The 25,543-nt window shown below is 72.8% G+C and carries 19 protein-coding genes and 1 pseudogene; 13 read left to right on the forward strand and 7 right to left on the reverse strand.

All coding sequences use genetic code 11. The annotated features are described in order from the left end of the window. Positions 1–2: 2 nt before the first annotated feature. Complete coding sequence (locus tag FJK98_RS06845) at positions 3–914, reverse strand: hypothetical protein (protein WP_145918277.1); 912 nt, start codon at positions 912–914, stop codon at positions 3–5. A gap of 275 nt (positions 915–1,189) precedes the next feature. On the opposite strand from FJK98_RS06845, the gene FJK98_RS06850 reads away from it, so the two are divergent. The 4 genes from FJK98_RS06850 (at position 1,190) to FJK98_RS06865 (ending at position 5,474) form a co-directional block, all read left to right on the forward strand. Continuing rightward, positions 1,190–2,083 (forward strand): acetyltransferase, encoded by an 894-nt coding sequence (locus FJK98_RS06850; RefSeq protein WP_145918278.1) that lies wholly within the window; start codon positions 1,190–1,192, stop codon positions 2,081–2,083. A 143-nt stretch (positions 2,084–2,226) separates the two neighbouring features. Continuing rightward, positions 2,227–2,637, forward strand: coding sequence for a helix-turn-helix transcriptional regulator (locus tag FJK98_RS06855; protein ID WP_168222392.1), 411 nt, complete (start codon positions 2,227–2,229; stop codon positions 2,635–2,637). Then, positions 2,634–4,298: a SulP family inorganic anion transporter gene (locus FJK98_RS06860; RefSeq protein ID WP_145918279.1), complete on the forward strand. Its 1,665-nt coding sequence runs from the start codon at positions 2,634–2,636 to the stop codon at positions 4,296–4,298. The genes FJK98_RS06855 and FJK98_RS06860 overlap by 4 nt, the downstream gene beginning before the upstream one ends. Before the next feature lie 360 nt (positions 4,299–4,658). Continuing rightward, on the forward strand, positions 4,659–5,474 hold the full coding sequence (locus FJK98_RS06865) for a DUF4352 domain-containing protein (RefSeq protein WP_145918280.1): 816 nt from the start codon (positions 4,659–4,661) through the stop codon (positions 5,472–5,474). A 140-nt stretch (positions 5,475–5,614) separates the two neighbouring features. Here FJK98_RS06865 and ilvD read toward each other — a convergent pair whose 3' ends face one another. Next, positions 5,615–7,462 (reverse strand): dihydroxy-acid dehydratase, encoded by a 1,848-nt coding sequence (ilvD, locus tag FJK98_RS06870; RefSeq protein WP_145918281.1) that lies wholly within the window; start codon positions 7,460–7,462, stop codon positions 5,615–5,617. Between the two features lie 110 nt (positions 7,463–7,572). Here ilvD and FJK98_RS06875 point away from each other — a divergent pair, with 110 nt between their 5' ends. The 5 genes from FJK98_RS06875 to serA all read left to right on the forward strand — a co-directional run bounded on the left by FJK98_RS06875 (position 7,573) and on the right by serA (position 15,816). Beyond that, positions 7,573–9,987, forward strand: coding sequence for a bifunctional diguanylate cyclase/phosphodiesterase (locus FJK98_RS06875; RefSeq protein ID WP_145918282.1), 2,415 nt, complete (start codon positions 7,573–7,575; stop codon positions 9,985–9,987). Positions 9,988–10,226: 239 nt separating this feature from the next. After that, positions 10,227–12,110, forward strand: coding sequence for an acetolactate synthase large subunit (locus tag FJK98_RS06880; protein WP_145918283.1), 1,884 nt, complete (start codon positions 10,227–10,229; stop codon positions 12,108–12,110). Between the two features lie 66 nt (positions 12,111–12,176). Next, positions 12,177–12,692: an acetolactate synthase small subunit gene (gene ilvN, locus FJK98_RS06885; protein WP_067307043.1), complete on the forward strand. Its 516-nt coding sequence runs from the start codon at positions 12,177–12,179 to the stop codon at positions 12,690–12,692. A gap of 70 nt (positions 12,693–12,762) precedes the next feature. Next, on the forward strand, positions 12,763–13,776 hold the full coding sequence (gene ilvC / locus FJK98_RS06890; protein WP_145918284.1) for a ketol-acid reductoisomerase: 1,014 nt from the start codon (positions 12,763–12,765) through the stop codon (positions 13,774–13,776). 441 nt (positions 13,777–14,217) lie between these two features. Continuing rightward, on the forward strand, positions 14,218–15,816 hold the full coding sequence (gene serA / locus FJK98_RS06895) for a phosphoglycerate dehydrogenase (RefSeq protein ID WP_145918285.1): 1,599 nt from the start codon (positions 14,218–14,220) through the stop codon (positions 15,814–15,816). Between the two features lie 85 nt (positions 15,817–15,901). On the opposite strand, the gene FJK98_RS06900 is transcribed toward serA, so the two are convergent. Together FJK98_RS06900 and FJK98_RS06905 are read right to left on the reverse strand one after the other, a co-directional pair. Beyond that, positions 15,902–16,258 (reverse strand): hypothetical protein, encoded by a 357-nt coding sequence (locus tag FJK98_RS06900; RefSeq protein ID WP_145918286.1) that lies wholly within the window; start codon positions 16,256–16,258, stop codon positions 15,902–15,904. A gap of 358 nt (positions 16,259–16,616) precedes the next feature. Beyond that, the gene (locus FJK98_RS06905; protein WP_145918287.1) at positions 16,617–17,492 is read right to left on the reverse strand and encodes an FAD:protein FMN transferase; all 876 of its coding nucleotides are present in this window, start codon (positions 17,490–17,492) and stop codon (positions 16,617–16,619) included. A 221-nt stretch (positions 17,493–17,713) separates the two neighbouring features. Here FJK98_RS06905 and FJK98_RS06910 point away from each other — a divergent pair, with 221 nt between their 5' ends. Together FJK98_RS06910 and FJK98_RS06915 are read left to right on the forward strand one after the other, a co-directional pair. Next, positions 17,714–18,745, forward strand: a complete 1,032-nt coding sequence (locus FJK98_RS06910; protein WP_145918288.1) for a 3-isopropylmalate dehydrogenase — start codon at positions 17,714–17,716, stop codon at positions 18,743–18,745. A 111-nt stretch (positions 18,746–18,856) separates the two neighbouring features. Continuing rightward, the gene (locus FJK98_RS06915) at positions 18,857–19,954 is read left to right on the forward strand and encodes a branched-chain amino acid aminotransferase (RefSeq protein WP_145918289.1); all 1,098 of its coding nucleotides are present in this window, start codon (positions 18,857–18,859) and stop codon (positions 19,952–19,954) included. Positions 19,955–20,356: 402 nt separating this feature from the next. Here the strand turns inward: FJK98_RS06915 and FJK98_RS06920 are convergent, their stop codons facing one another. Continuing rightward, complete coding sequence (locus tag FJK98_RS06920; RefSeq protein WP_145922615.1) at positions 20,357–21,070, reverse strand: tyrosine-protein phosphatase; 714 nt, start codon at positions 21,068–21,070, stop codon at positions 20,357–20,359. A gap of 119 nt (positions 21,071–21,189) precedes the next feature. Then, on the reverse strand, positions 21,190–21,648 hold the full coding sequence (locus tag FJK98_RS06925) for a PRC-barrel domain-containing protein (RefSeq protein WP_145918290.1): 459 nt from the start codon (positions 21,646–21,648) through the stop codon (positions 21,190–21,192). A 278-nt stretch (positions 21,649–21,926) separates the two neighbouring features. On the opposite strand from FJK98_RS06925, the gene cimA reads away from it, so the two are divergent. Beyond that, complete coding sequence (gene cimA / locus FJK98_RS06930; RefSeq protein WP_145918291.1) at positions 21,927–23,510, forward strand: citramalate synthase; 1,584 nt, start codon at positions 21,927–21,929, stop codon at positions 23,508–23,510. A gap of 15 nt (positions 23,511–23,525) precedes the next feature. On the opposite strand, the pseudogene FJK98_RS06935 reads toward cimA, so the two are convergent. Next, a pseudogene (locus tag FJK98_RS06935) lies at positions 23,526–24,460 on the reverse strand (endonuclease/exonuclease/phosphatase family protein). Positions 24,461–24,857: 397 nt separating this feature from the next. On the opposite strand from FJK98_RS06935, the gene FJK98_RS06940 reads away from it, so the two are divergent. Further along, positions 24,858–25,379 carry a hypothetical protein gene (locus FJK98_RS06940; RefSeq protein ID WP_145918292.1) on the forward strand — a complete coding sequence of 174 codons (522 nt, stop codon included), beginning with the start codon at positions 24,858–24,860 and terminating at the stop codon, positions 25,377–25,379. The last annotated feature ends 164 nt before the right edge of the window (positions 25,380–25,543 follow it).

The following is a 25,543-nucleotide window of genomic DNA, read 5'->3' on the forward strand; positions in this document are numbered from 1 at the left end:
CCTCACTTCTCGAAGACGGCGAGGACGTTGAGCCCGGGACCGGACTTCAGGGTGCCCACGATCCGCAGCCCGTGCTGGTTGCCACGACGGATCATGGAGTACGCGTAGATTCCTGTCTCGAAGTTGCGCCGACCCCGCAGGGAGAGTTGGAGTGACCTGTCGTTGAGGTGGACCCGGTAATCCACCCACTGGGCCGGGCCGCCGTCGCCGATGCCCCGTTCGAGCACGTTCATCGCGGCGATGGCGCTGTAGTTGTCCGAGAACCAGCGCCAGTACTCGCGCCTCGTCGCGGGTTCCTCGGTCCCCGGATAGTGCGGCGGCAGCGTACGGACGGTGCGGGAGATCTCGGCCACCAGGTCGTCGAAGATCGCAATCACTCTTCCGGTCGCCAGTTCTGCGGCCAGCGGAATGATCGCCTGCCCGGCGGGAAGGTCGACGAAGACGAGTGCCCGGGGGCTGTCACTGATGTAGGTCCGGTCGAGGTCGTCCAGCCAGCTCTCGTCCTGGGCGAATGTCACCCTGTCGGGTAGATGGGCCGCATAGTGCAGGGCGAGTTGGAGGAGTTGCCGGTGCGGATTCCTGATCGGGTGAAGCTCGATCAAGTCCCCCTGCTCGGCCTGCGTCGACTTCTCGCGACCGTGTGTCCCCTCCAGGGCGACGTGGGCATCGAGGAACGGGAAGATGGAGGCCAGCAGGTCCCTGGTTCCGATGCGGGCCCCCAGCTTTCCGCTGGTGCTGCTCCTCGAAACCCGGATGTCTCTGGTCGACAGAGTGATCTTGCCGGTCTCGTGTTCGGGCATGACCACCGCGTCGTAGAAGGCTGACACCTGATCCCGGTCGATGAACAGCGGGGCGTCGGCAAGCCAGGAGAACGGGAGTGCCGGTTCTGCGTCCGGGCGCGGATGAGCGCTCATCTCTCCCCAACGGGTGCTCGGTGATCCGTACCGCTTCCGTTCCTCGCACGGCCCTGCGGCACCGTCCACCGTAGAACACGGCGTCATCCCTGTATGGCAGCTGGCAGGCGATCAGCGCGACAGCGGTGTTGCGACCGTGCGGCCGGCTTGGGTACGTTCTGCGGCACGCCGTCGAGCCGGGAGGAGGTCAGAACGATGTCCGATGTTCTGCGCCCCCTCCGCGTCCCGGCGTCCACGCGGGTCTGACCGGGGCGTTCGCCTTCCGGAGGATTCCCATGACCGACGTGGTCATCCGCCCGCTCGTCGCGGGCGAGGAAGATCTGTTCGACTCCATGCCCGACCCGCTGCCTCAGCTGCGCAAGGTCGGTTACGCCGACGGCGTCGCCGGAGGTGGCTACCGTCCCGAACGCACCTGGATCGCCCTGCGGGACGGCCGGGTGGTCGGCCGGGCCGCGTGGCTCCTGCCGCCCGGGGCCGCCGGTGCGCCCTGGTTGGACCGTTTCGACCTGACCGCCGAGCCGCAGGTGGGGGCCACACTGCTGCGGACGGCCCATGAGGCGCTCGGTGGCCCGTACCCCTACCACGCCGGGCTGCCGGCGCACTGGCGGCGTCGGCCGGAGGTGTCGGCCGTGGTCCGGCTGCCGCTGGCGGCGGCCCGGCTCGCCGGTCTGGTCGAGCGCGGCGAGCGGCTCCGCTGCTCGTGGACGGGCACCCCGCTGCCGGCGTCCTCCGGCCGCTACGCGTTCCGCCCGGCCACCGGCACCAGCGAGATCGACGCCCTCGTCGCCCGGATCGCCGAGCCGGACGTGCTGACCGGCCGGGAGGTCGCCCGGGCGGTGGCCGGGGTGGACCTGGCCACCGCGCCACGGGCCTGGCTGACCGCCGCGACCTGGCGGGTCGCACTGGCCGCCGGGGAGCCGGTCGGGCTGGCCGGGACGACCGGGGACGCCTGTTTCCCGCAGCTCGGCTACCTCGGCCTGGTGGACGGGGCGGCGCGGGGCGAGTTGCTTGCCGATTCGGTCGCGGCGTTGGTGGCCGGGGGCGCCCGGGAGGTGGTGGCCGACGTGGACGCCCACCGGGTGGCGGTGGTCGCCGAGCTGGAACGCACCGGGTTCCGGCAGATGCGTACCCGGCTGTTCCTCGAGCCCGCCACGGCTCCCGTCGACTGATCCGTACGGCGTGCCCCCGGCCGGTCCGCCGGGGGCACGCCACCTGACCGGCCACGAACCGGGAGTCACGAACCACGCGACAGGCGACTTGAAGAATTTCGCAAGTGCTAAAGTGTTCACGACGTCGACGGAAGAAGGTCCCGGTGTCGGTGCCGCTGTACCAGGCCAAGGCGGAGCTGTTCCGCACCCTCGGGCACCCGGTGCGCATCCGGGTGCTCGAACTGCTCCAGGACGGGCCGAAGCCGGTCCGCGACCTGCTCGCCGTCATCGAGGTCGAGCCGTCCAACCTCTCCCAGCAGCTCGCCGTGCTGCGCCGGGCCGGCATGGTCACCTCGTACCGGGACGGCCCGCTGGTCATGTACTCGCTCAGCACCCCCGACGTGGCCGACCTGCTGGCCGCCGGCCGACGCATCCTCGGCACCGTCCTCACCGACCGCGACGCCCTCCTCGACGAACTCCGCGCCGGAACCACCGCCGACCCGGCCCCGGGGGCGCCCGACGGCAGTCCGCACGCCCACGCCGCCGACGGCTCACCGACCCGGCCGGGCCGGTGAGCGCCACCGCCGTCGCCGACCGGGTCCTCGGCCTGCTGCCCGACCGCACCGACTGGCAGGCCGTACGCCGCTCACCCCGGCGGGACCTGGTCGCCGGGCTGACCGTGGCCGTGGTGGCCCTGCCGCTCGCCCTCGCCTTCGGCGTCACCTCCGGGCTGGGCGCGCAGGCCGGGCTGGTCACCGCCGTCGTCGCCGGGGCGGTGGCGGCCGTCTTCGGCGGCTCCCACCTCCAGGTCTCCGGCCCCACCGGGGCGATGACCGTGGTGCTGGTGCCGGTGGTGCAGCAGTTCGGCCCGACCGGGGTGCTGATGGTCGGCGCGCTGGCCGGCCTGCTGCTGATCGCCCTCGCCCTGGCCCGCCTCGGCCGTTACGTCCGCTACCTGCCCACCCCCGTCATCGAGGGCTTCACCGCCGGCATCGCCGTGGTCATCGCCCTGCAACAGGTGCCCGCCGCGCTCGGCGTGACCGACGCGCACGGCGACCGGGTCTGGGCCGTCGCCGCCGACGCCGTCGCCCGGTTCGTCGTGCACCCCCGGCCGGTGGCGCTGGCGGTCGCGCTCGGGGTGGCGGCGCTGATGCTGCTCGGCGCACGCTTCCGGCCCGGCGTACCGTTCTCGCTGCTCGGGGTGGCCGCCGCCACCGTGCTCGCCGAGACCCTCCCGCTCCACCTGGTGCGGATCGGCGCCCTGCCGCAGGGGCTGCCCGCGCCGTCGCTCGGCTTCCTCGACCCCGGCGCGGTCGGCGTGCTGCTGCCGTCGGCGCTGGCGGTGGCCTCGCTCGCCGCGCTGGAGAGCCTGCTGTCGGCGACCGTCGCCGACGGGATGACCGTCGGGCAACGGCACGACCCGGACCGGGAACTGTTCGGTCAGGGCCTGGCCAACCTCGCCTCGCCCGTGTTCGGCGGCATCCCGGCCACCGCCGCCATCGCCCGCACGGCCGTCAACGTCCGCGCCGGGGCGGCATCCAAGCTGGCCGCGCTCACCCACGCGGTGGCGCTCGCCGCGATCGTGCTCGCCGCCGCCCCGCTGGTCGGCCGGATCCCGCTCGCCGCGCTCGCCGGGGTGCTGCTCGCCACCACGGTACGGATGATCGAGGCCGGCTCGCTGTGGGCGCTGGCCCGTGCCACCCGGGGCGACGCCCTGGTGCTGGTGCTCACCTTCGTCGTCACGGTCGCCTGGGACCTGGTCACCGCCGTCGCCGTCGGGGTCGCCGTGGCGGTGGTGATCGCGCTGCGCGCGGTGGCCCGCAGCGCCCGGCTGGAACAGGTCCCGCTCGACCGGGGGGAGCACAGCGACGAGGAACACGCCCTGCTGGCCGAGCACATCGTGGCGTACCGGCTGGACGGGCCGCTGTTCTTCGCCGCCGCGCACACCTTCCTGCTGGAACTCTCCGAGGTAGCCGACGTCCGGGTGGTCATCCTGCGGATGTCCCGGGTGTCGGCGCTGGACGCCACCGGCGCGCACGTGCTCGGCGACGCCATCGGGCGGCTGCGCGGCCGGGGGATCACCGTGCTGCTCTCCGGCATCACCCCCGACCACGACCAGGTGCTGGCGACCCTCGGGGTGGCCGACGAACTGCGCCGCGACGGGCTGGTCTTCGCCGACACCCCGGCCGCGATCGCCCACGCCCGGGAACTGCTCCGGGGCCCCGTCACCGCGTGACGGCGGGTGTGACCCGATCGGGAGGACGGGTCGTCGCGCGGCGCGCGGAAACCGAGCCGGCGGCGATGCTCGGCGCAGCATCGTAATTGCCGTTTGTTCGGCGGGAAACGTGGTGGCAGATATACGACAGGGTCCACACGACTCGATGTGTCTTATCGGAATCGAATGTGCGACCGTCGAGGCCGTTTGCCGGCTGAATGTCCGACGGCAGCTCCCCGGATTGGTCGTTCGACAGGCAGACCCGTCGGGCGACTCAGGCCAGCCGGACGACAATTACCGGGTGTCAACTATGGCACCGTGAGGGCCGCTTCGCTCATTGCGCGGCTGCTGCGCGAATCACGACCGGGGAGAAACCACTCGATGACGGCACCCTACGATCCTGCCCAAAACCAGCCGCCCGCCGGCCAGCCGCCGATGCCACCGACCGCCCATCTCCCGCAGGTGCCCGCCGGGCAGTTCCCGCCGCCCCCGGCGGGCCAGTTCTCCCCGCCGACGCCCGGCCAGCTCCCGCCACCGCCCGCCCCGCGGAAGCGGGCCTCCTGGCTGGTGCCCACTCTCATCGGCGTCGGTGCCTTCGTGGTGCTGTGCTGCGGTGGTCCGATGGTGCTGGGCCTGGTCAGCGAGGACACGAAGCCCGAGGCTGCCTCCGTGGGCGGCGACGCTCCCGCCGCCAAGAGCAGTGCCGCACCGGCGGCGAGCACCGCGCCAGCTTCCCCGGCGGCACCGGCGCCGGCCAAGAAGACCGAGGCACCCGCGCCGCCGAAGCCGAAGACCCCGGGTATCGGTGACAAGGTGCGCGGCGGGGACTTCGAATTCACCGTCAAGAGCATGAAGTGCGGGATCTCCCGTGTGGGCAACGATTTCCTCAACAAGAAGGCGCAGGGCACCTTCTGCAAGGTCAGTGTGACCGTCAAGAACGTCACCAAGCGCGCGCACACCTTCCACGCCGACGGCAGCCTCAGCGCCCAGGATTCCAGCGGCCGAGAGTACGAGGCCGACGGCGAGGCCGGAATCTACGGCAACAGCGACGGCCAGGGTTTCCTCGACGAGATCAACCCGGGCAACTCGGTGACCGCCAACGTCTACTTCGACGTGCCGAAGGGCACCAAGCTCAAGACGGTCACGCTGGATGCCGGCCTGTTCACCTTCGCGGAAGACGCTGTCGTCGCCCTCTGAACCGCCACCGGCAGGCCATGCTCCGGGACGGCTACGGCTGTAGCCGGATGGCGGCCCGGTCCCGGTGTCGAGGTAGCGGTGTCCCGGTCGGGGGATACCGCTACCTCGCTGAGGTGGAGACGATCAACCCACTCGGCCGGTCACTCCGGGACGCGGCGGTACGCGCCGTCGCTGGCCGACGTCGCCATCGAGGCGTACGCGCGCAGGGCCGCCGACACCGGGCGCTGCCGGTCGAGCGGGGTGTACGGCCGGTCCCGCTTCTCCTGCGCCACCCGGCGGGCCTCCAGCACGTCGTCGGGCACGTTCAGCTCGATCGACCGGGCCGGGATGTCGATGACGATCTCGTCGCCGGGCTCGACCAGGGCGATCAGCCCACCGGAGGCCGCCTCGGGGGAGGCGTGCCCGATGGAGAGCCCGGAGGTGCCGCCGGAGAACCGGCCGTCGGTGAGCAGCGCGCAGGACCGGCCCAGCCCACGGCCCTTGAGGAACGAGGTGGGGTAGAGCATCTCCTGCATGCCGGGGCCGCCCTTGGGGCCCTCGTAGCGGATCACCACGACGTCCCCGGCGACGATCTCCTTGGCGAGGATCGCCGCGACCGCGTCGTCCTGCGACTCGTAGACCTTGGCCGGGCCCCGGAAGGTCAGGCACTCCTCGGGCACCCCGGCGGTCTTCACCACGCAGCCCTCCGGCGCGAGGTTGCCGTGCAGGATGGCCAGCCCGCCGTCGGCGGTGTAGGCGTGCTCCCGGTCCCGCACACAACCCTCGGCGGCGTCGGTGTCCAGGGTGGACCAGCGGTTGGTGGTGGAGAACGGCTCGACGGTACGCACCCCGCCGGGCGCGGCGTGGAACAGTTCGACCGCCTCCGGGGTGGGTGAGCCGCCCCGGACGTCCCAGTCGGTGAGCCACTGGGCCAGCGAGGGGGAGTGCACGGCGTGCACGTCGCGGTGCAGCAGGCCGGCGCGGTCGAGTTCGCCGAGGATGGCCGGGATGCCACCGGCGCGGTGCACGTCCTCCATGTGGTAGTTCGGCGAGTTCGGGGCGACCTTGGCCAGGCAGGGCACCCGCCGGGAGATGGCGTCGATGTCGGCGACGCTGAAGTCGAGTTCGGCCTCGCGGGCGGCGGCGAGCAGGTGCAGGATCGTGTTGGTCGACCCGCCCATCGCCACGTCGAGGGCGACCGCGTTGTCGAACGCCTTGCGGTTGGCGACGGTGCGGGGCAGCACGGAGGCGTCGTCGTCGTCGTACCAGCGCTTGGCGATCTCGACGGCGGTCCGGCCGGCCTCCACGAAGAGCGACCGGCGCGCGGCGTGGGTGGCCAGCGTCGAGCCGTTGCCGGGCAGGGCCAGGCCGATCGCCTCGGTGAGGCAGTTCATCGAGTTGGCGGTGAACATGCCGGAGCAGGAGCCGCAGGTCGGGCAGGCGGACCGCTCGATCTCGCCGAGCTGGTCGTCGGTGACCGCCTCGTTGGAGGAGGCGATCATCGCGTCGATCAGGTCGATCTTGGAGTGCACGACACCCTCGATCGCCACCGTCTTGCCGGCCTCCATCGGGCCGCCGGAGACGAAGACCGTCGGGATGTTGAGCCGCAGCGCGGCAAGCAGCATCCCGGGGGTGATCTTGTCGCAGTTGGAGATGCAGACCAGGGCGTCCGCGCAGTGCGCGTTGACCATGTATTCCACCGCGTCGGCGATCAGTTCCCGACTGGGCAGCGAGTAGAGCATCCCGCCGTGGCCCATGGCGATGCCGTCGTCCACGGCGATGGTGTTGAACTCGCGCCCCACCCCGCCGGCCTCGGCCACCGCGTCCGCGACCAGGCCACCCATGTCCTTCAGGTGGACGTGACCGGGGACGAACTGGGTGAAACTGTTCGCGATGGCGACGATCGGCTTGCCGAAGTCGTCGTCGGTCATCCCGGTGGCCCGCCAGAGGGCCCGGGCGCCGGCCATCGTCCGACCGTGGGTGGAGGTCCTCGACCGCAGCTCAGGCATGGGTACCAGTCTTGCACCGTCCGGCGGGCGGCTCCCACCGCGAGCGCCGTGTCCCAACAGTTGCACACCCGGTACCCCGTAGCGGGTGCCGATCCGGCACAGTTGAGGTCGTGCGTTTACCCCCGGGCATGGTCGCCGTGGCGGTGTTGAGCGGCCTGCTCGCCGTCGCCGCCACCGCACTGTTGGCCGACTCGGCCCGGCGGCGCGGCGGGCCGCACCGCCAGGCGCACCTGCTGTTCGCCGTGGCCGCCACGATCGCCCTGGCCACCCTGGTCGCCGGCACCGTCGCGGTGCTCGGCGCGACCGAGCACGGGGCGCACCGGCGCGGGCAGGGAATGGGATGGGCGTCACTGATCGCGGCCGGCACCGCGCTGAGCGGGCTGGGCTACTGCGCGGGTCTGCTCCGCCTGCCCGGCGCGATGGTGGCCCGGGCCGCCGCCGCGCGGCTGCTGCTCGACGGGCTGACCGTGGCCGCCGCGATCTGGTTCGTCGGCTGGGTGCTCTTCTCGGAGCCGACCCGGCTGCTCGGGCCGGCGACCCCGAGCGCCTGCCCGGCCATCCTGCTCGCGTCGGCGACCGTGGCGCTCACCGCCGGCCTCACCGCGATCGTGGTGGCCCGCGCCGACGGCCCACGGACCCGACTGGCCGTGCTCGGCGTCGGCATCACCGCGACCGCCACCGGTGGTCTCGGCCTGGCCGCCGGGGTCTGCCAGGGCGGCTCGGCGATGGCGCTGACCGGTGCCGCGCTGCTCGCCGTGGGCATGCTCGCCGGGGCGCTCGCCGTGCACCGGGTGGACGCCCCCGGCCAGGTCGACATCGACCTGATCCGCCGCGACGGCGAGTACGCCTTCATCCCGATGGTGGCGATGGCCGGTTCGGCGATGTACCACCTCGTCCAGGGCGGCCGGTTCGACGCGCTGGGGATCATCGCCGGCAGCCTGGAGGGCTTCGCGCTGGTCACCCGGCAGTACCTCACCCTCAACGACGTCCGCAGCTACGCCCACCGGCTGGCCGACCGGGAGGCGCACTTCCGGGAGCTGGCCCACACCGATCCGCTGACCACCCTCGCCAACCGGCGCGGCCTGCTGCGGGAGATGCAGCGCTGCGCCACCGAGGGGGGCGGCTGCGTGCTGCTCGGCCTCGACCTGGACGGCTTCAAGAACGTCAACGACATGCGCGGCCACGACGTCGGCGACATGGTGCTCGCCGAGGTGGGGCGGCGGCTGCGGAGCAACCTGCGCCCGGGTGACCTGGCCGCCCGGCTCGGCGGCGACGAGTTCGCGGTGCTGATGCGGGGTCGTCCGACCGACGCGGACGTGGTGGCCGAGCGGCTGCTGGGGGTGCTCGGCCGGCCGTACGACCAGGAGGGCGGGGCGGTCTTCCTCTCGGTCAGCATCGGGGTGGCCGGGCAGGGCGGCGACGATCCGGACGTGGTCGGCCTGCTGCGCCACGCCGACCTGGCCCTGCGCTACGCCAAGCAGCGCGGCAAGAACCGGATCGAGCGCTACGACGGCAGCTACGACCAGCTGCTGACCCGGCGTACCCGGCTGGAGCACGAGATGCGTGGCGCGATCGAGCGCGACGAGCTGCGGCTGGCCTTCCAGCCGGTGGCGTCGCTGCCGTCGGTCCGGCCGGTGGGCGCCGAGGCGCTGCTGCGCTGGCACCACCCCGAGCTGGGCAACGTCCGGCCGGACGAGTTCATCCCGCTGGCCGAGGAGTGCGGGATGATCGCCAAGCTGGGGGCCTGGGTGCTGCACCAGGCGTGCTGGCAGCTGTCCCGCTGGCTCGCCGACGGCCACGACGTCTGGGTGTCGGTCAACGTCTCCCCGCGCGAGCTGCACGCCCCGGAGTACGTGGTGCAAGTGGCCGAGGCGCTGCGCGCCCACCACGTACCGCCGCAGCGGCTGGTGCTGGAGGTCACCGAGCACGCCGTCGCGACCGACCTGGACGAGCTGATCCGCCGGCTGACCGCGTTGCGGCGGACCGGGGTGCGGATCGCGTTGGACGACTTCGGTGCGGGGTACTCGTCGCTGGGGCAGCTACGCCGGCTGCCGATCGACATTCTCAAGATCGACCACAGCCTGGTCGCCGAGCACGAGCCGGTCCGCCCGGTGGGCCGGGACGGGCCGGCCTTCGCCCCGATGGTCGACATCGTCATGCGGCTGGGCCACCAACTGGGCATGGAGGTGATCGCCGAGGGGGTCACCAACCCGGCCGAGCTGGCCGCGGTGGTCGCCGCCGGCTGCCGGTTCGGCCAGGGCGCGCTCTTCGGCTGGGGGGTGCCGGCGGAGCACCTGGAGGCGATGCTGGAGGCGGCCACCTCGCCGGGCGCCCGCCCCGCGTCGGCTCCGCCGGCCCCGCCGCCCCCTCCGCTGCGACCCACCCCGTCGCCGCTGCTGCCCCGGCTGCGATCCCACCCACCGGCATCCCCGCCGGTGCCCGCCCCGCGCCCCGCGTACGAGGAGTCCGCGCAGGCCGGGCCGGTTGACGAGACCCCCAACGGGGATGGCGTCCCCCGTTCGTGAACCAACATGTGGGATCAGTTGACTCATCGCGTGAGATGCGTCAGGCTTGGCCCATGTCGTCGAACCGGTCGCTGCGAGTACTTACCTGAGCGCACTCTCCCGCTGTCGAGAGTGCGCTGGCCCCGTGCATCTGCACGAGGGCCGTTTTTATTGCCGTCGGAACCACCGGGGCGGGCCACCGCCCCCGTCGCACCTGCCGTAGCAGCTCCACCCAACTCCAGCCGAAGGCCTGAACCGCCATGACGAGACCCACGCCAGAGACCCTCGCCCACTCCGCCCGGCGGGCCCGTACGGTCACCGAGCCGGCCGGCGACGCCGACCACACCACCCCGCCGCGCGCCGCCGCGCCGGCCACCCCGGCCGTACGGCCGTCCGGGCCGGTCCCGGTCTCCGGCGCCGGTTCGCTGGTGCGGTCGTTGGAGGCGCTCGGCGTCGACGTCGTCTTCGGCATCCCCGGCGGGGCGATCCTGCCCGCCTACGACCCGCTCTACGACTCCTCGGTGCGGCACATCCTGGTCCGGCACGAGCAGGGCGCGGGACACGCCGCAACCGGGTACGCGCAGGCAACCGGCCGGGTCGGCGTCTGCATCGCCACCTCCGGGCCGGGCGCGACGAACCTGGTCACCCCGATCGCCGACGCGTACATGGACTCGGTGCCGATCGTCGCGATCACCGGGCAGGTGGCCCGGCCGATGATCGGCACGGACGCCTTCCAGGAGGCGGACATCCAGGGCATCACCCTGCCGATCACCAAGCACAACTTCCTGGTGCAGAACGCCGAGGAGATCCCGCAGGTGCTCGCCGAGGCGTTCCACCTGGCGGCGACCGGGCGTCCCGGGCCGGTGCTGGTGGACATCCCCAAGGACGTCCTCCAGGCGGCGACGACCTTCTCCTGGCCGCCCACCCTGGACCTGCCCGGCTACCGGCCGACCCTGCACCCGCACGGCAAGCAGATCCGCGAGGCCGCCCGGCTGATCAGCGCCGCCCGCCGGCCGGTGCTCTACGTCGGCGGCGGGGTGCTCAAGGCCGGCGCGACCGAGTCGCTGCGCCAGCTCGCCGAGCTGACCGGCATCCCGGTGGTGACCACGTTGATGGCGTTGGGCGCGTTCCCCGACTCGCACCGCCAGCATCTGGGCATGCCCGGCATGCACGGCACCGTCGCCGCCGTCTACGGCCTGCAGAAGGCCGACCTGATCGTGGCGCTGGGGGCCCGGTTCGACGACCGGGTGACCGGCAAGCTCGACTCGTTCGCCCCGGACGCCACGGTGGTGCACGCCGACATCGACCCGGCCGAGATCGGCAAGAACCGGCACGCCGACGTCCCGATCGTCGGTGACGCCAAGCACGTCATCGACGAGCTGATCGCGGCGGTGACCACCGAGCAGAAGGCCGGCCGCCGGACCGACCTGCACGACTGGTGGCACCAGCTCGACGACCTGCGCGAGCGGTACCCGCTCGGCTACGACGAGCCGGCCGACGGCACCCTCTCCCCGCAGTACGTGATCAAGCGGCTGGGCGAGATCGTCGGCCCGGACGCGATCTACGTGGCCGGGGTCGGCCAGCACCAGATGTGGGCCAGCCAGTTCATCTCGTACGAGAAGCCCGGCACCTGGCTCAACTCCGGCGGCCTCGGCACCATGGGGTACGCCGTCCCGGCGGCGATGGGCGCGAAGGCGGGCCGGCCGGACACGGTGGTGTGGGCGGTGGACGGCGACGGCTGTTTCCAGATGACCAACCAGGAGCTGGCCACCTGCGCGTTGGAGGGCATCCCGGTCAAGATCGCGGTGATCAACAACGGCAACCTGGGCATGGTCCGGCAGTGGCAGACCCTGTTCTACGAGGGGCGCTACTCCAACACCGAGCTGGGCACCCACAAGCACCGCATCCCGGACTTCGTCAAGCTGGCCGAGGCGCTCGGCTGTGTCGGCCTACGCTGCGAGAACGCCGCGGACGTCGACAAGACGATCGAGGCGGCGATGGCGATCACCGACGCACCGGTCGTGATCGACTTCACGGTCGGCAAGGACGCGATGGTCTGGCCGATGGTGGCCGCCGGCACCAGCAACGACGAGATCATGTTCGCCCGGGGCGTCCGCCCGGCGTTCGACGAGGACGACATCTGAGATGAGTGCCCGATTCCCCGGGACCGTGCGCTGGCACGGCCCGACCGAGCGAAGCGAGACGGTGGCATGACCCTGCACACCCTGTCCGTGCTGGTGGAGAACAAGCCGGGTGTCCTGGCCCGGGTCTCCGGCCTGTTCTCCCGGCGCGGCTTCAACATCGACAGCCTGGCCGTCGGCGAGACCGAGAACCCCGACGTCTCCCGGATCACCATCGTGGTCAACGCCGACTCGTCGCCGTTGGAGCAGGTCACCAAGCAGCTCAACAAGCTGGTCAACGTACTGAAGATCGTTGAACTGGACCCGCAGGTCTCGGTGGCGCGGGAGCTGCTGCTGGTCAAGGTCCGCGCGGACCGCACCGCCCGCGCGCAGGTGCTGGAGACGGTCGCCCTGTTCCGGGCCCGGGTGGTCGACGTCGCGCCGGACACCCTCACCGTCGAGGCCACCGGCACCCCCGACAAGCTCGACGCGCTGCTGCGCGACCTGGAGCCGTTCGGGATCAAGGAGATGGTCCAGTCCGGCACGGTGGCGATCGGGCGCGGCTCGCGGTCGATCACCGCCGGCCCCGCGCTGCGCGCCGCCTGACCGCGCCGCCCGCCCGCCACCGCACACAGTCCACGACGGTCGACGAGACCGCCGTACGAAAGGGAAGTCAATGAGCGTTGAGGTGTACTACGACGACGACGCCGACCTGGGCCTGATCCAGGGCCGCAAGGTCGCCGTGATCGGGTACGGCAGCCAGGGCCACGCCCACGCGCTGTCGCTGCGCGACTCCGGTGTCGACGTGGTGATCGGCCTGCCGGCGGGCTCCAAGAGCCGGCCCAAGGCCGAGGAGCAGGGCCTGCGGGTGCTCACCCCGGCCGAGGCGGCGGCCGAGGCCGACGTGATCATGATCCTGGCGCCGGACACCGCCCAGCGGACCATCTACGCCGAGTCGATCGCCCCCAACCTCGCCCCCGGCAAGGCCATCTTCTTCGGGCACGGCTTCAACATCCGGTACGGCCTGATCACCCCGCCGGCCGACGTGGACGTGGCGATGGTCGCCCCGAAGGGCCCTGGCCACCTGGTCCGCCGCCAGTACGTCGACGGCAAGGGCGTGCCCTGCCTGGTCGCCGTCGAGCAGGACGCCAGCGGCAACGCCTTCCCGCTCGCCCTGGCGTACGCCAAGGGCATCGGCGGCACCCGGGCCGGCGCGATCAAGACCACCTTCACCGAGGAGACCGAGACCGACCTCTTCGGCGAGCAGGCGGTGCTCTGCGGTGGCGCGGCGGCCCTGGTGCAGACCGGGTTCGAGGTGCTCACCGAGGCCGGCTACGCCCCCGAGGTGGCCTACTTCGAGTGCCTGCACGAGCTGAAGCTCATCGTCGACCTGATGTACGAGGGCGGCATCGCCCGGATGCGCTACAGCATCTCCGACACCGCCGAGTACGGCGACCTGTCCCGGGGCCCGCGCGTGGTCGACTCGCGGGTCAAGGAGGAGATGCGCAAGATCCTCGGTGAGATCCAGTCCGGCGAGTTCGCCCGCGAGTGGGTGGCCGAGGACGAGGCGGGCCGGCCGAACTTCGCCAAGTGGCGGGCCGAGGGCGCGGCGCACCCGATCGAGGAGACCGGGCAGAAGCTGCGCTCGATGATGAGCTGGGTGGACCGCCCGCTCACCGAGACCGCCTGACCTGGTGACGTGAAGCGGTATGACTGGCTGGCATATTCATGCCGGCCAGTCATACCGCTTTCTGCGTGAACACATCCCTCGGCGAGCCGGGCCGGGCCGTCGGCCGCCGCCGGAACCCGCCGCGGCGTCACCCGCCCCGCCGGTCGCCGTCGCGGTCCGCGCTGGCCCGTTCACCAGGCGGGACGGGGTGATCGATGCCTCATCGGGCGCGATCGGCCCGCGCGCCGCGCTCCCGGGCCGGATGAACGGGGGATGACAGGCGTGCGACAACCCTGTGTGAGGGCCCTCACCCCGCAGACCGGGACCTGCCGGCCGGAGCGCCCCCTACGATCCTTGGTGAGGTGCGTGACCGGCACCTGACGGCCATGGCACGGATCGGCGCAGGGCGCATCGCGGCGCCCGGTCGCCCCGGCCGACCTAATACGACGTCTACGAGGACCGATGAATCCTGTCGTACTGATCGCCGAAGAACTCGCTCCCGCCGCCATCGAGGTGCTCGCGCACGACTTCGACGTGCGCCACGTCGACGGCACCGACCGCCCGGCCCTGCTCTCCGCGCTGGCGGAGGCCGACGCGGTGATCGTGCGCAGTGCCACGCAGATCGACGCCGAGGCGGTCTCCGCCGCGCCGCGCCTGAAGGTGGTCGCCCGGGCCGGCGTCGGGCTGGACAACGTCGAGGTTCCGGCCGCCACCGCGCGGGGCGTCATGGTCGTCAACGCCCCCACCTCCAACATCGTCTCCGCCGCCGAGCAGGCCGTCGCGCTGCTGCTCGCCGTCGCGCGCAACACCGCCAGCGCCAGCGCCGCGCTCAAGGCCGGCGAGTGGAAGCGGTCCAAGTACACCGGTGTCGAGTTGCAGGGCAAGACCGTCGGCGTGGTCGGCCTCGGCCGCATCGGGGTGCTGTTCGCCCAGCGCATCGCCGCCTTCGGCACCCGGCTGATCGCGTACGACCCCTACATCCAGCCGGCCCGTGCCGCCCAGCTCGGCGTCCGCCTGGTGGGGCTGGAGGAGCTGCTGCGGGAGGCCGACTTCATCTCGATCCACCTGCCGAAGACCCCGGAGACGGTCGGCCTGATCGGCGAGAAGGAGCTGGCGATCGTCAAGCCGGGCGTCCGGATCGTCAACGCCGCCCGGGGTGGCCTGGTCGACGAGCAGGCCCTGGCCGACGCGATCGCCGAGGGCCGGGTCGCCGGCGCCGGCGTCGACGTGTACGCCAAGGAGCCGTGCACCGCGTCGCCGCTGTTCGCCTTCGACAACGTGGTGGCCACCCCGCACCTGGGCGCGTCCACCCACGAGGCGCAGGACAAGGCCGGCCTGGCCGTGGCCAAGAGCGTCAAGCTGGCCCTCCAGGGCGAGTTCGTGCCGGACGCGGTGAACGTGCAGGCCGGCGGCGTCGTCGCCGAGGACGTCCGGCCGCTGCTGCCGCTGGCCGAGAAGCTGGGCCGGGCGTTCACCGCCGTGGCCGGCGGGGTGGCCGCCAGCGTCACCGTCGAGGTGCGCGGCGAGATCGTCAACCACGACGTGTCGGTGCTCAAGCTCGCCGCCACCAAGGGGCTGTTCAGCTCGGTGGTGGAGGAGCAGGTCACCTACGTCAACGCGCCGCACCTGGCCGCCGAGCGGGGCGTCGAGGTGACCCTCGCCACCCAGGCCGAGACGGTCGACCACCCGAACCTGGTCACCGTGCGGGGTGCGCTGCCCGACGGTCGTACGGTCAGCGTCTCCGGCACGGTCGCCCACACCGGCGCCCGCGACGTCATCAAGCTGACCGAGGTGGACGGGTTCGACGTGGAGATCGGCGCGGAGGGCATCCTGCTCTTCCTGCGCTACGCCGACCGGCCGGGCGTGGTCGGCACCGTCGGCACGCTGCTCGGCGAGGCCGGCATCAACATCGCCGCCATGCAGGTGGCCCGTCGGGAGGCCGGCGGCGAGACCCTGATGACCCTCACCGTCGACCAGGCGCTCGGGGCGGACCTGCTCACCTCGGCCGCCGACTCGATCGGGGCGACCGCCGCCAGCGCGGCCGACCTGCGCGACGAGTAGTCACACCCGCACGGTTGGAAACGGAGGGCCCGGCCGCACGGCCGGGCCCTCCGCCGTCCACACCCGACCGTCCCGGGTGGCAGCGTCAGCGGGCCAGGCGCGACGGCGGCGGGTAGACCGAACCGTCCTGCGGGTCGAAGAGCATCAGGTCGTACTCGCCGGCCAGCCGCTCGATGTCGAGCAGCACCTGGTCGTCGCAGGTCGGTACGAGGTTCAGCGCCACGTGGTCGGCTGCCGCGTGCAGCGGTGACACTTCCCAGGGGGTGCCCTGGTGGGCGGGCCGGTCGGGGTACGTGGCGGTGATGGCGCGGTAGAAGGCGACCACCCTGGGGTCGGGATACCGCTCGCCGTGCCGCCCCTCGTGGCACTGCCGCACCGCCGCCCGGACGTCCTCGGGCGTGGCTCCGTCGTGGAGGGCCCACACGCTCAGATCGAAACTCACGGCGGACAGCGTGCCATCACCCGGGGGCCGGAGCGACACTGACCCGCCGTGATCGCCGCGGGTGGTCGTGAGTGTACGGAGAAACACGGTCCGCTGTGGAGACTCTTGCGTCGAGTTGCGTCGATTCGCTAGCGTACCGGAGCGGTCATCGGGAAAGTTGGAAGTCGACCCGTCTTCGGGTGACGGGGCCGAGCGTCCGGCCGGCCGGTCCGCACCCCTCGAATGCGCGAGCCACGCGCACTCGTCGCTGACCGGCCCCCACGGTCGTTGCCGAGACCGTGGGGGCCGATCGCCGGCCCGTCGACCGCGCCACCCCGTGGACCCCCTCCACAGGTCGGCCGACGCGCCGCGACACCGCTCAGCGGCGTCGGTGGGCGAAGAGAGCCTGATAGGCCGAGTCGGCGCGGAACCATGACAGTCCCACCGGCCCGGCCGCGTACAACGCGGTCGCGTAGGCGTCGGCCACCGCCAGGTCCGGGCCGACCACGGTCGCGGCGACCAGCTGCCCGGCCGGTTCGCCGGTGTGCGGGTCGACCACGTGCCCCTGCCGGCCGCTGACCCCGGAGGTGCCCACCGCGCCGGCCGTCATCTCCAGCACCAGCGGGGCCCGCCGGCCGTCGGTCGGGTGGTGCACCGCCACCCGCCACGGTCCGCCGTGCGCGGCGTGTCCGCGTACCGTCAGGTCGGCGCCGGAGAGCACCGCGTAGTCGGTGATTCCGGCGGCGCGCAGCCGGGCCGCGGCCCGTTCCACCGCCCAGCCGTTGAGCAGGCCGCCGGGGTCGAAGCCGCCGGGGACGGCCCAGGCGTCGAACCAGCCGTCGGTGGCGGCCCGCATGGCCGCGCAGCGGTCGACCAGGTCGGTCAGCGGCGGGTACGACTCGGGGCTGATCTCGCCGCGCCGCAGCCGGGAGACCAGGCTCTCCGGCCGGTTCGGCCCGTAGGTGAGGTCGATCGCCCGCAGTTCGGCGACGGCGTCGCGCAGCGCGTCGCCGACCGCCCGCCGGCCCAGTTCCTCGGGGGCGTTGAGCAGGAGCGAGTATTCGGCGGTGCCGGTCCGGACGGAGTGTTGCACGGCGATCCGGCCGCCGGACGGGTCACCGGCGGAGTCGAGGCGGTGGCTGCGGGTGCCCAGGCGCAGGTCGGGACGGCGGCGGGAGAACGCCGTCTGGTCCACCCAGCGGGTGCGCGGTTGCTCGTCCAGTCGGCCTGGCCCCCGCTGCTGCTCGGTCCGCATCACGCTGCTCCTTCACCGACGGTGCCGCGGCGTCGCGGCCGGTCCGTCCCGGGCCCCCACGACCCGTCCTGCACCGACCCTAGGCAGTGGAGATGACCGCACCATGAATGCTGCCTGGGAGCCTGCTGAGCATTTCGCTCTCCCAGATGGTGGAAGGCGCGTACCGGGAGGCGGGACGGGGACGTACCGTTGCGCTCAGCGGACGAGGTGAGGAGCAGCAGGTGGCACGGATCGCGGTGGTGGCCGGGGACGGGATCGGACCCGAGGTGGTCGCGCAGGCCCTCAAGGTCCTCGACGCCGTGCTTCCCGGCGTCGAGGCCACGCAGTACGACCTCGGCGCGGCGCGGTACCACCGCACCGGCGAGGTGCTGCCCGACTCGGTGCTGAGCGAGCTGGCCGGCCACGACGCCATCCTGCTCGGCGCGGTCGGCGACCCCACCGTGCCGCCCGGCGTGCTGGAGCGTGGCCTGCTGCTGAAGCTGCGCTTCGCCTTCGACCAGTACGTCAACCTGCGCCCGTCCCGGCTCTGGCCGGGGGTGCCCGGCCCGCTGGCCAACGTCAAGCCGGGCGAGGTCGACCTGGTCGTCGTCCGGGAGGGCACCGAGGGGCTCTACGCGGGGGCCGGCGGCAGCCTGCACCGCGACACCCCGGCCGAGGTGGCCACCGAGGAGAGCCTGAACACCCGGCACGGGGTGGAACGGGTCATCCGGGACGCCTTCGCCCGCGCGGGCCGCCGCGAGCGCCGCAAGGTCACCCTGGTGCACAAGACCAACGTGCTGACCCACGCCGGCTCGCTGTGGGCCCGTGCCTTCGCGGCCGTCGCCGCCGAGCACCCCGACGTCGCCACCGAGTACCAGCACGTCGACGCCGCCGCCATGTTCCTGGTCACCCAGCCCCAGCGGTACGACGTGGTGGTCACCGACAACCTGTTCGGCGACATCCTCACCGACATCGCCGCCGCGGTCACCGGGGGGATCGGGCTGGCCGCCAGCGGCTGCATCAACCCGACCGGGGCGTACCCGTCGATGTTCGAGCCGGTGCACGGCTCCGCGCCGGACATCGCCGGCAAGGGGGTCGCCGACCCGGTGGCCGCGGTGCTCTCCGCCGCGCTCCTGCTCGACCAGCTCGGCCACGCCGACGCCGCCGCCCGGGTGACCGGCGCGGTCGCCGCCGAGCTGGCCGGCCGGACCCCGGGTGTGGCGTTGCGCACCGACGAGGTGGGGGACCGGCTCGCCGCGCAGGCGGTGTCCTGACCCTCACGGGAAGTGGAGCTATCCACTGAACGACCGTTCGGGGTAGGTTTCTGGAACGTCAGCCCGGTGCGTGGTTCCCGCGTGCCGTCGATCCGCAGGGAGGTCAGCGCGATGAGCGGTGGTGACATGCTCGATTTCGAGATCCGTCCGAATCCCGCGCCGGTATCCGCCGCCGAGCGGGCCGCCCTGCTGGTCGACCCCGGCTTCGGCCGGGTCTTCACCGACCACATGGTGACCATCCGGTACGCCGACGGCAAGGGCTGGTACGACCCCCGGGTCGAGGCCCGCGCGCCGATCCCGATGGATCCGGCCAGCGCCGTCCTGCACTACGCGCAGGAGATCTTCGAGGGGCTGAAGGCGTACCGCAGGGCCGACGGCTCGGTGACCATGTTCCGGCCGGAGGCCAACGCCGCCCGGTTCATCGCCTCCGCCCGGCGGCTGGCCATGCCGGAACTACCGGCGGAGCTGTTCGTCGAGTCGCTGCGCAAGCTGGTCGAGATCGACCGGGACTGGATCCCCGACGCCGCCGACGCCAGCCTCTACCTGCGGCCGTTCATGTTCGCCAGCGAGGTCTTCCTCGGCGTCCGCCCGTCCCGCGAGTACCTCTACTGCGTGATCGCCTCGCCGGCCGGCGCGTACTTCGCCGGTGGGGTGAAGCCGGTCACCGTCTGGGTCTCCCCGGACTACACCCGGGCGGCCCCCGGGGGCACCGGGGCGGCCAAGTGCGGCGGCAACTACGCGGCGTCGCTGTCGGCCCAGGCCGAGGCGATCGAGGCCGGCTGCGACCAGGTGGTATTCCTCGACGCGGTCGAGCGCCGCTACGTCGAGGAGCTGGGCGGCATGAACGTGTTCTTCGTCTACGACGACGACACCCTGGTCACCCCGCCGCTGACCGGCACCATCCTGCCCGGCATCACCCGGGACGCGCTGCTCGCCCTGGCCGCCGCCTCCGGGCACCGGGTCGTCGAGCGTCCGGTCAGCTTCGCCGAGTGGCAGGCCGACGCCGAGAGCGGCCGGCTGCGCGAGGTCTTCGCCTGCGGCACCGCTGCGGTGATCACCCCGATCGCCCGGGTGCGGCACCCCGGCGGCGAGTTCGTGATCGGCGGCGGTGAGCCGGGCCGGTCCACCGCGGCGCTGCGGGAGCAGCTGGTGGCGGTCCAGCGGGGCGAGACGCCCGACCCGCACGGCTGGGTCACGCACATCCGCTGACCGCCCCCGCCGCTCTCCCGCCCGTACCTCGCCGGCTCTCCCGCCTGTTTCCCGCCGGCTGGGGCCGGTGGGCCCCCCGACGGTCGGCTGCCCGCGCCCGGCGTCGGCGAGCTGCTTCGGGCAGCGCGCTGAGGCACTCCTCGGCCGGGCAGGTAGTCAGGTCTGTGCGTCCTTTCGACCTGGTGTCGTGGACGAATCAGCCCAGGTGTCCGCTCGGCCCGCACCAAACGGGCGGGCCGGCGGCGACAGCCGGTAGGGAAGCCTCCACCTGTGTCGATCCGCCCTGCCGGCGGCGATGTTCAGGGTTGGCGGGGCGGGCCGGTAGAGCGGCGCGGGTGGATGCGGGGCGCGTCGGCGAAGCGGGCGGGCACGGACGTGGTCGACCGCCCGTCGGCGGTGCGGTCACTGCGGCGCGGGCGGCTCCAGCAGGTGGTCGCGCAGGGCGGCGAGCTGGGAGTCGGTGACGCCGGCGTGCCGCAGGTAGTCCTCGACCGAGCCGTGCCGCTGGCGCAGCTCGGCGAGGAAGAGCGACATCGCCTCGACGGGGGAGCCCAGGAAGGGGGCGGGCGGCGCCTCGGCGTCCGGCATGGCCTCCGCCAGCCAGGCGCTGAACTGCCGGGACGCCTCGGTGCTCAGTGCGTAGTCCGCGGCGATCTGCTCGTCGTCGACGCCGAGCACCGACAGGGTCAGCGCGCAGACGATGCCGGTGCGGTCCTTGCCGGCGACGCAGTGCACCAGGACGGGCGCGTTGGCGCTGTCGGCGATCAGCCCGACCGCCTCGGCCAGCCCGGCGGTGCCGGTCTCGGCGAGGTCGGCGTACCGGTCGGCGAGGTAGCGGGCCAGGCTGGAGTCCGGCTCGTGGCGGCTCAGCGCCCAGTCGGCGTGCTCGGGGTGGACGTGCCGGTAGGTCAGGCCGTCGAGGTCGGGCACCCGGCCGTCCCGGTCGACCTCGGTCGGGCGGCGCAGGTCGATCACCGTTCGGATGCCGAGCGCGCGGAACGCCTCCCGGTCGGTGCCGTCGATGCGGTGCGGGGAGTCCGAGCGGTAGAGCCGGCCCCAGCGGACGGTGTGACCGTCGTGGCCGGGATAGCCGCCGACGTCGCGGAAGTTGAACATCGCGGAGAACGGGATACGGCGGCTGTTCTCGGTGGGGTCCACCCGGACACGGTAACGGCCGGCGGGGCGTGCACGCCGCCCCGCCGGCCGTACCGTCGATCGATTGCCGTGCCTGCCGGCTACCGGGCGGTGCCGGGCGGCAGGTTGCCGTAGGTGTCGTCGTAGTAGCCGCCCAGCTTGTCGCGGAAGGCCGCGTCGCTGTGGCTGTTCTCGTCGTACTCGGGAGCGGCCTTGATCTGGTCCCTGGTGCGGTCGACGTGGACCTTCCGGTCGTCGTGGTCGACCTGGTTGACGGTGCCGGCCGGGAGCATCACCTTCTTGCCGAAGATCCACGGCCCGGTGTCGACGACGAGGTAGCTGCCGCCGACCTCGTGGCTCGCCTCGTCGATCCTGCCGATGCCGCCGTCGGTCGCCTCGACCCGGTAGCCGACCAGGTCCGCGTCGGCCACCCCGGCCTCGTCCCGGTAGGTCCACGGGTCGAACGCCCCGCCGGGAGCGCCGCCGGGGATCGCGCCCTGACCGTCGTCGACCATCGGGTCGGTGACGCCGTGTGTGCTGTGCGGGTCGAGCCTGTCCATCGGAACCCCTGCCTCGACTGTCGTCGTCGTTGTCGGAGATGAGCGCCTCGTGTCCGTAATCCGGGCTACCCCCGGGGAGACGTCGCACACACCGTGTCCCGGGATGTGGATTCTGTCTCCCAGATCCGGGAGGGAGTGGCAGAGTGGCGACCGTGACCAGCTCCGCCCGCATTATTGGCAGCTAGCGCGCCGGCCTCCCCTCTGCCGAGCGCGCAGACCTCCCGCATCCGCGGGGGGTCTTTTTGTTGCTCCCCCACGTTCCGAGGAAGGGACTCTCGATGACGTTCCAGGTCTACGACACCACGCTGCGCGACGGCGCCCAGCGCGAGGGGCTCAGCTACTCGGTGATCGACAAGCTGGCGGTGGCCCGCCTGCTCGACGAGTTCGGCGTCGGTTTCATCGAGGGCGGGTGGCCGGGCGCCGTACCGAAGGACACCGAGTTCTTCCGCCGCGCCCGTACCGAGCTGGAGCTGCGGCACGCCCTGCTGGTCGCGTTCGGGGCCACCCGCAAGGCCGGGGTCGCCGTCGCCGACGACCCGCAGGTGCGCGCGCTGCTCGACGCGCAGACCCCGGCCGTCGCGCTGGTCGCCAAGGCCGACATCCGGCACGTCGAACGTGCGCTGCGCACCACCGGCGCGGAGAACCTGGCGATGGTCCGGGACACGGTCGCCCACCTGGTCGCGCAGGGGCGGCGGGTCTTCGTCGACGGCGAGCACTTCTTCGACGGGTTCCGGCACGACCCGGCGTACACCGCCTCGGTGGTCGAGACCGCGCTCGCCGCGGGGGCCGAACGGTTCGTGCTGTGCGACACCAACGGGGGGATGCTGCCGTCCCGGGTGACCGCCGCGATCGCCGACCTGACCGCCCGGACCGGGATCGCCCCGGAACTGTTCGGCATGCACGCCCAGAACGACACCGCCTGCGCGGTGGCCAACACGATCGCCGCCGTCGAGGCCGGGGTGCGGCACGTGCAGGGCACCGCCAACGGGTACGGCGAGCGCCCCGGCAACGCCGACCTCTTCGCCGTCGTGGCGAACCTCCAGCTCAAGCTCGGGCTGCCCGTCCTGCCGGACGGCTGCCTGGAACAGATGGTGCGGGTCTCGCACGCCATCGCCGAGATCGCCAACATCGCCCCCGACACCCACCAGGCGTACGCCGGGGCCGCCGCCTTCGCCCACAAGGCGGGGCTGCACGCGAGCGCGATCAAGGTCGACCCGTTGCTCTACAACCACGTGGACCCGTCGGTGGTGGGCAACGACATGCGGATCCTGGTGACCGAGATGGCCGGCCGGGCCAGCATCGAGCTGAAGAGCCGCGAGCTGGGTCTGGACCTGGCCGGCCATCCGGACGCCGTGTCGAAGGTGACCGCCCGGGTCAAGGAGCTGGAGGCGGGCGGCTGGTCGTTCGAGGCCGCCGACGCCTCGTTCGAGCTGCTGGTCCGCTCCGAACTGCCGGACGCCGCCCCGGTGCGGCCGTTCGCGCTGGAGTCGTACCGGGTGCTGGTGGAGCACCGGGAGGACGGCGAGGTGGTCTCCGAGGCCACCGTGAAGATCCGGGTACGCGGCGAGCGGGTGATCGCCACCGCCGAGGGCAACGGCCCGGTCAACGCCCTGGACGAGGCGCTGCGGGTCGGCCTGTCCCGGCACTACCCGGAGCTGCGCGACTTCGAGCTGGCCGACTACAAGGTGCGCATCCTGGAGGGCACCCACGGCACCGGCGCGGTGACCCGGGTGCTGGTGGAGACCGCCGACGGCGCCGGCCGGGACTGGACCACCGTGGGTGTGCACCCCAACGTGGTGGAGGCGTCCTGGCACGCCCTGGTCGACGCCCTCACCTACGGCCTCGACCGCGCGGCGGTGTGAGCTGACCCTCCGGCGTCAGGGGGCGGGCAGGCGCAGGGTGGCCAGCACGGCGCGGTGGTCGGTGGCGGGCACCCGGTGGACGGTGACCGCATGGACGGCGATCCGGCGGTCGACCAGGACGTGGTCGATGGTGACCGGGGGGATCGGGTCGCCGTCGTACGGGCCCCACGTGCCCACCAGCCCGGCCCCGGCGGCGTCGGCGGCGTCGACGTAGCCGCTGGCCAGCAGCGCACGCAGCGGGGAGTGGTCGAGGGTGGCGTTGAAGTCGCCGGCGAGGATGCCGAGCTGACCGTCCGGGGTGGCGCGCGGCTGGCCCGCCAGGTCGGTGCGCCACTCGCCGACCACCCCGACCGACCAGGGTGCCGCCGGGTGGGCCGACTCCACCCGTAGCGGCGGTGCGCCGGGCACCGCCACCGTCGCGTACGCCTGGGTGAACGCGAACCCCGCGTTGCGCCGGAAGCCGCCGTCGGAGAGGGGAAACCGGGCGTAGAGCCCGGAGCCGGTGGTGCCCACCTCGGGGTTGAGCTGGCGGTGAAGGAGCAGGTCGGCCAGGCCGGCCCGGTCGAGGGCGTCCCGCGCCGCCGGGGTGAACTCCTGCACGGTGAGCACGTCCACCTCGTGCCGGCGGACCAGCTCGACCAGGGTGGCCGCGTCGGCGTCGCCCGCGAGCAGGTTGGCGGTGAGCACCCGCAGTTCCGGCCCCGGGCCGCCGGCTGCCGGTCGGGCAGCGCGCGGGGCGCCACCGCGCCGAGGAGGGCCAGCGCCGCCACCGCCGCGGCCACCGCCGGCCACCGGCACCGTAGGGCGAGGGTCAGCGTCAGGGCCAGCAGGCTCCATCCCGCCACGTACGGGGTGAAGGCGAGCGCCTGCACGAGCGGTCCCCGGTCGAACCCGACGAGGCGGACCACCGCCCAGGCGAGGCCGGGTGCCACCGCCAGCCAGCAGATCAGCGGGACGGCGGGACGTCGGGTGGTGGCCGGCACCGGGGTCGTCAGCACGGCGGCCAGCCTAGTGGCCGATGCTGTTTCCGTCGGGCGCGGAGCCGGTCCGCGAATGGCCGAGAGTTCACGTTTCGCAATTTTCAACATCGTTTTCAAGATGGTAAAACGGGTTGGTCGGCTATTGACGCTCCGCTTTTGGCGGTGCTACGTTCCTCCTCGTTGAGGTGCCGCAACAGAGCGTAGTTTTCCCAGCTCAGGCCGGTTGGAAGCGTTCCTTCTTCACTATTTCCGGCGCGGGTGGAAGGCTTTCCGTCCACGTCAATTCCGGCTCGATCACACCAGCTCTATCCGGCTCGCCGTACGGTGGGCCGGCCGTATCGCCACGGTCACAAAAGGGAGACCTGTCATGGCCACATTCTTCAGGCGTAAGGCGGCGGCGGTGACGCTCGGCGTCCTGGCGCTCACCCTGGCCGGCGGCGGGATCGCCGTCGCCCAGCCGGCGACCAAGGCTCCGGCCGAGGTAGCCCAGCCCGGGGCTCAGCAGGCCGGCGTCGCCGGTCAGCCGTCCGTAACGGCGGCCGAAGCCCAGCAGGCCCGCGCGGCGCTGAAGGCTTCGCTCGCCCCGCCGGCCGCGGGTTCGGTCGCCTGGGCGGTCGTCACCAGCGGCGGCACCCTGCTCCAGCACTCGGCGAACGTCGTCTCGGCGACCAAGTACGGCACCGGCCAGTACCAGGTGCTGCTCGACTACAGCGTGGTCGGGAAGGCGTTCCAGGCCACCATCGGCACCAACGACCAGTTCAACGTGCCGCCGCCCGGCGAGATCTCGGTCGCCCCGCGCAACCAGACACCGAACGGCGTCTTCATCCAGACGTACAGCTCCGGCGGATCGGCGTCGAACAAGCCGTTCCACCTGTTCGTCGCCAACTGAGGCGCGGACCCGTCGGCGGTGCCGGCCCCCACCGGGGGTCGGCACCGTCTGTTGTGGACCACCACCCGTTCCGGCGCGGATGTCGCGTCGACGTACCGGTTCCGCCGCCGCACGGCGTTGCCGCCCGGACGGGCAGGTCGTCCCGATCCGGGTGGGAATGGTGC

Source organism: Micromonospora sp. HM134, assembly GCF_007833915.1.
GTDB classification, from domain to species: domain Bacteria; phylum Actinomycetota; class Actinomycetes; order Mycobacteriales; family Micromonosporaceae; genus Micromonospora; species Micromonospora wenchangensis.

Coding starts and splice junctions, on each gene's coding strand:
- FJK98_RS06845 (WP_145918277.1), bottom strand. CDS start 914: ATGAGCGCTCATCCGCGCCCGGACGCAGAACCGGCACTCCCGTTCTCC.
- FJK98_RS06850 (WP_145918278.1), top strand. CDS start 1,190: ATGACCGACGTGGTCATCCGCCCGCTCGTCGCGGGCGAGGAAGATCTG.
- FJK98_RS06865 (WP_145918280.1), top strand. CDS start 4,659: ATGACGGCACCCTACGATCCTGCCCAAAACCAGCCGCCCGCCGGCCAG.
- ilvD (WP_145918281.1), bottom strand. CDS start 7,462: ATGCCTGAGCTGCGGTCGAGGACCTCCACCCACGGTCGGACGATGGCC.
- FJK98_RS06880 (WP_145918283.1), top strand. CDS start 10,227: ATGACGAGACCCACGCCAGAGACCCTCGCCCACTCCGCCCGGCGGGCC.
- ilvN (WP_067307043.1), top strand. CDS start 12,177: ATGACCCTGCACACCCTGTCCGTGCTGGTGGAGAACAAGCCGGGTGTC.
- ilvC (WP_145918284.1), top strand. CDS start 12,763: ATGAGCGTTGAGGTGTACTACGACGACGACGCCGACCTGGGCCTGATC.
- serA (WP_145918285.1), top strand. CDS start 14,218: ATGAATCCTGTCGTACTGATCGCCGAAGAACTCGCTCCCGCCGCCATC.
- FJK98_RS06905 (WP_145918287.1), bottom strand. CDS start 17,492: ATGCGGACCGAGCAGCAGCGGGGGCCAGGCCGACTGGACGAGCAACCG.
- FJK98_RS06915 (WP_145918289.1), top strand. CDS start 18,857: ATGAGCGGTGGTGACATGCTCGATTTCGAGATCCGTCCGAATCCCGCG.
- FJK98_RS06920 (WP_145922615.1), bottom strand. CDS start 21,070: ATGTTCAACTTCCGCGACGTCGGCGGCTATCCCGGCCACGACGGTCAC.
- FJK98_RS06925 (WP_145918290.1), bottom strand. CDS start 21,648: ATGGACAGGCTCGACCCGCACAGCACACACGGCGTCACCGACCCGATG.
- cimA (WP_145918291.1), top strand. CDS start 21,927: ATGACGTTCCAGGTCTACGACACCACGCTGCGCGACGGCGCCCAGCGC.
- FJK98_RS06940 (WP_145918292.1), top strand. CDS start 24,858: ATGGCCACATTCTTCAGGCGTAAGGCGGCGGCGGTGACGCTCGGCGTC.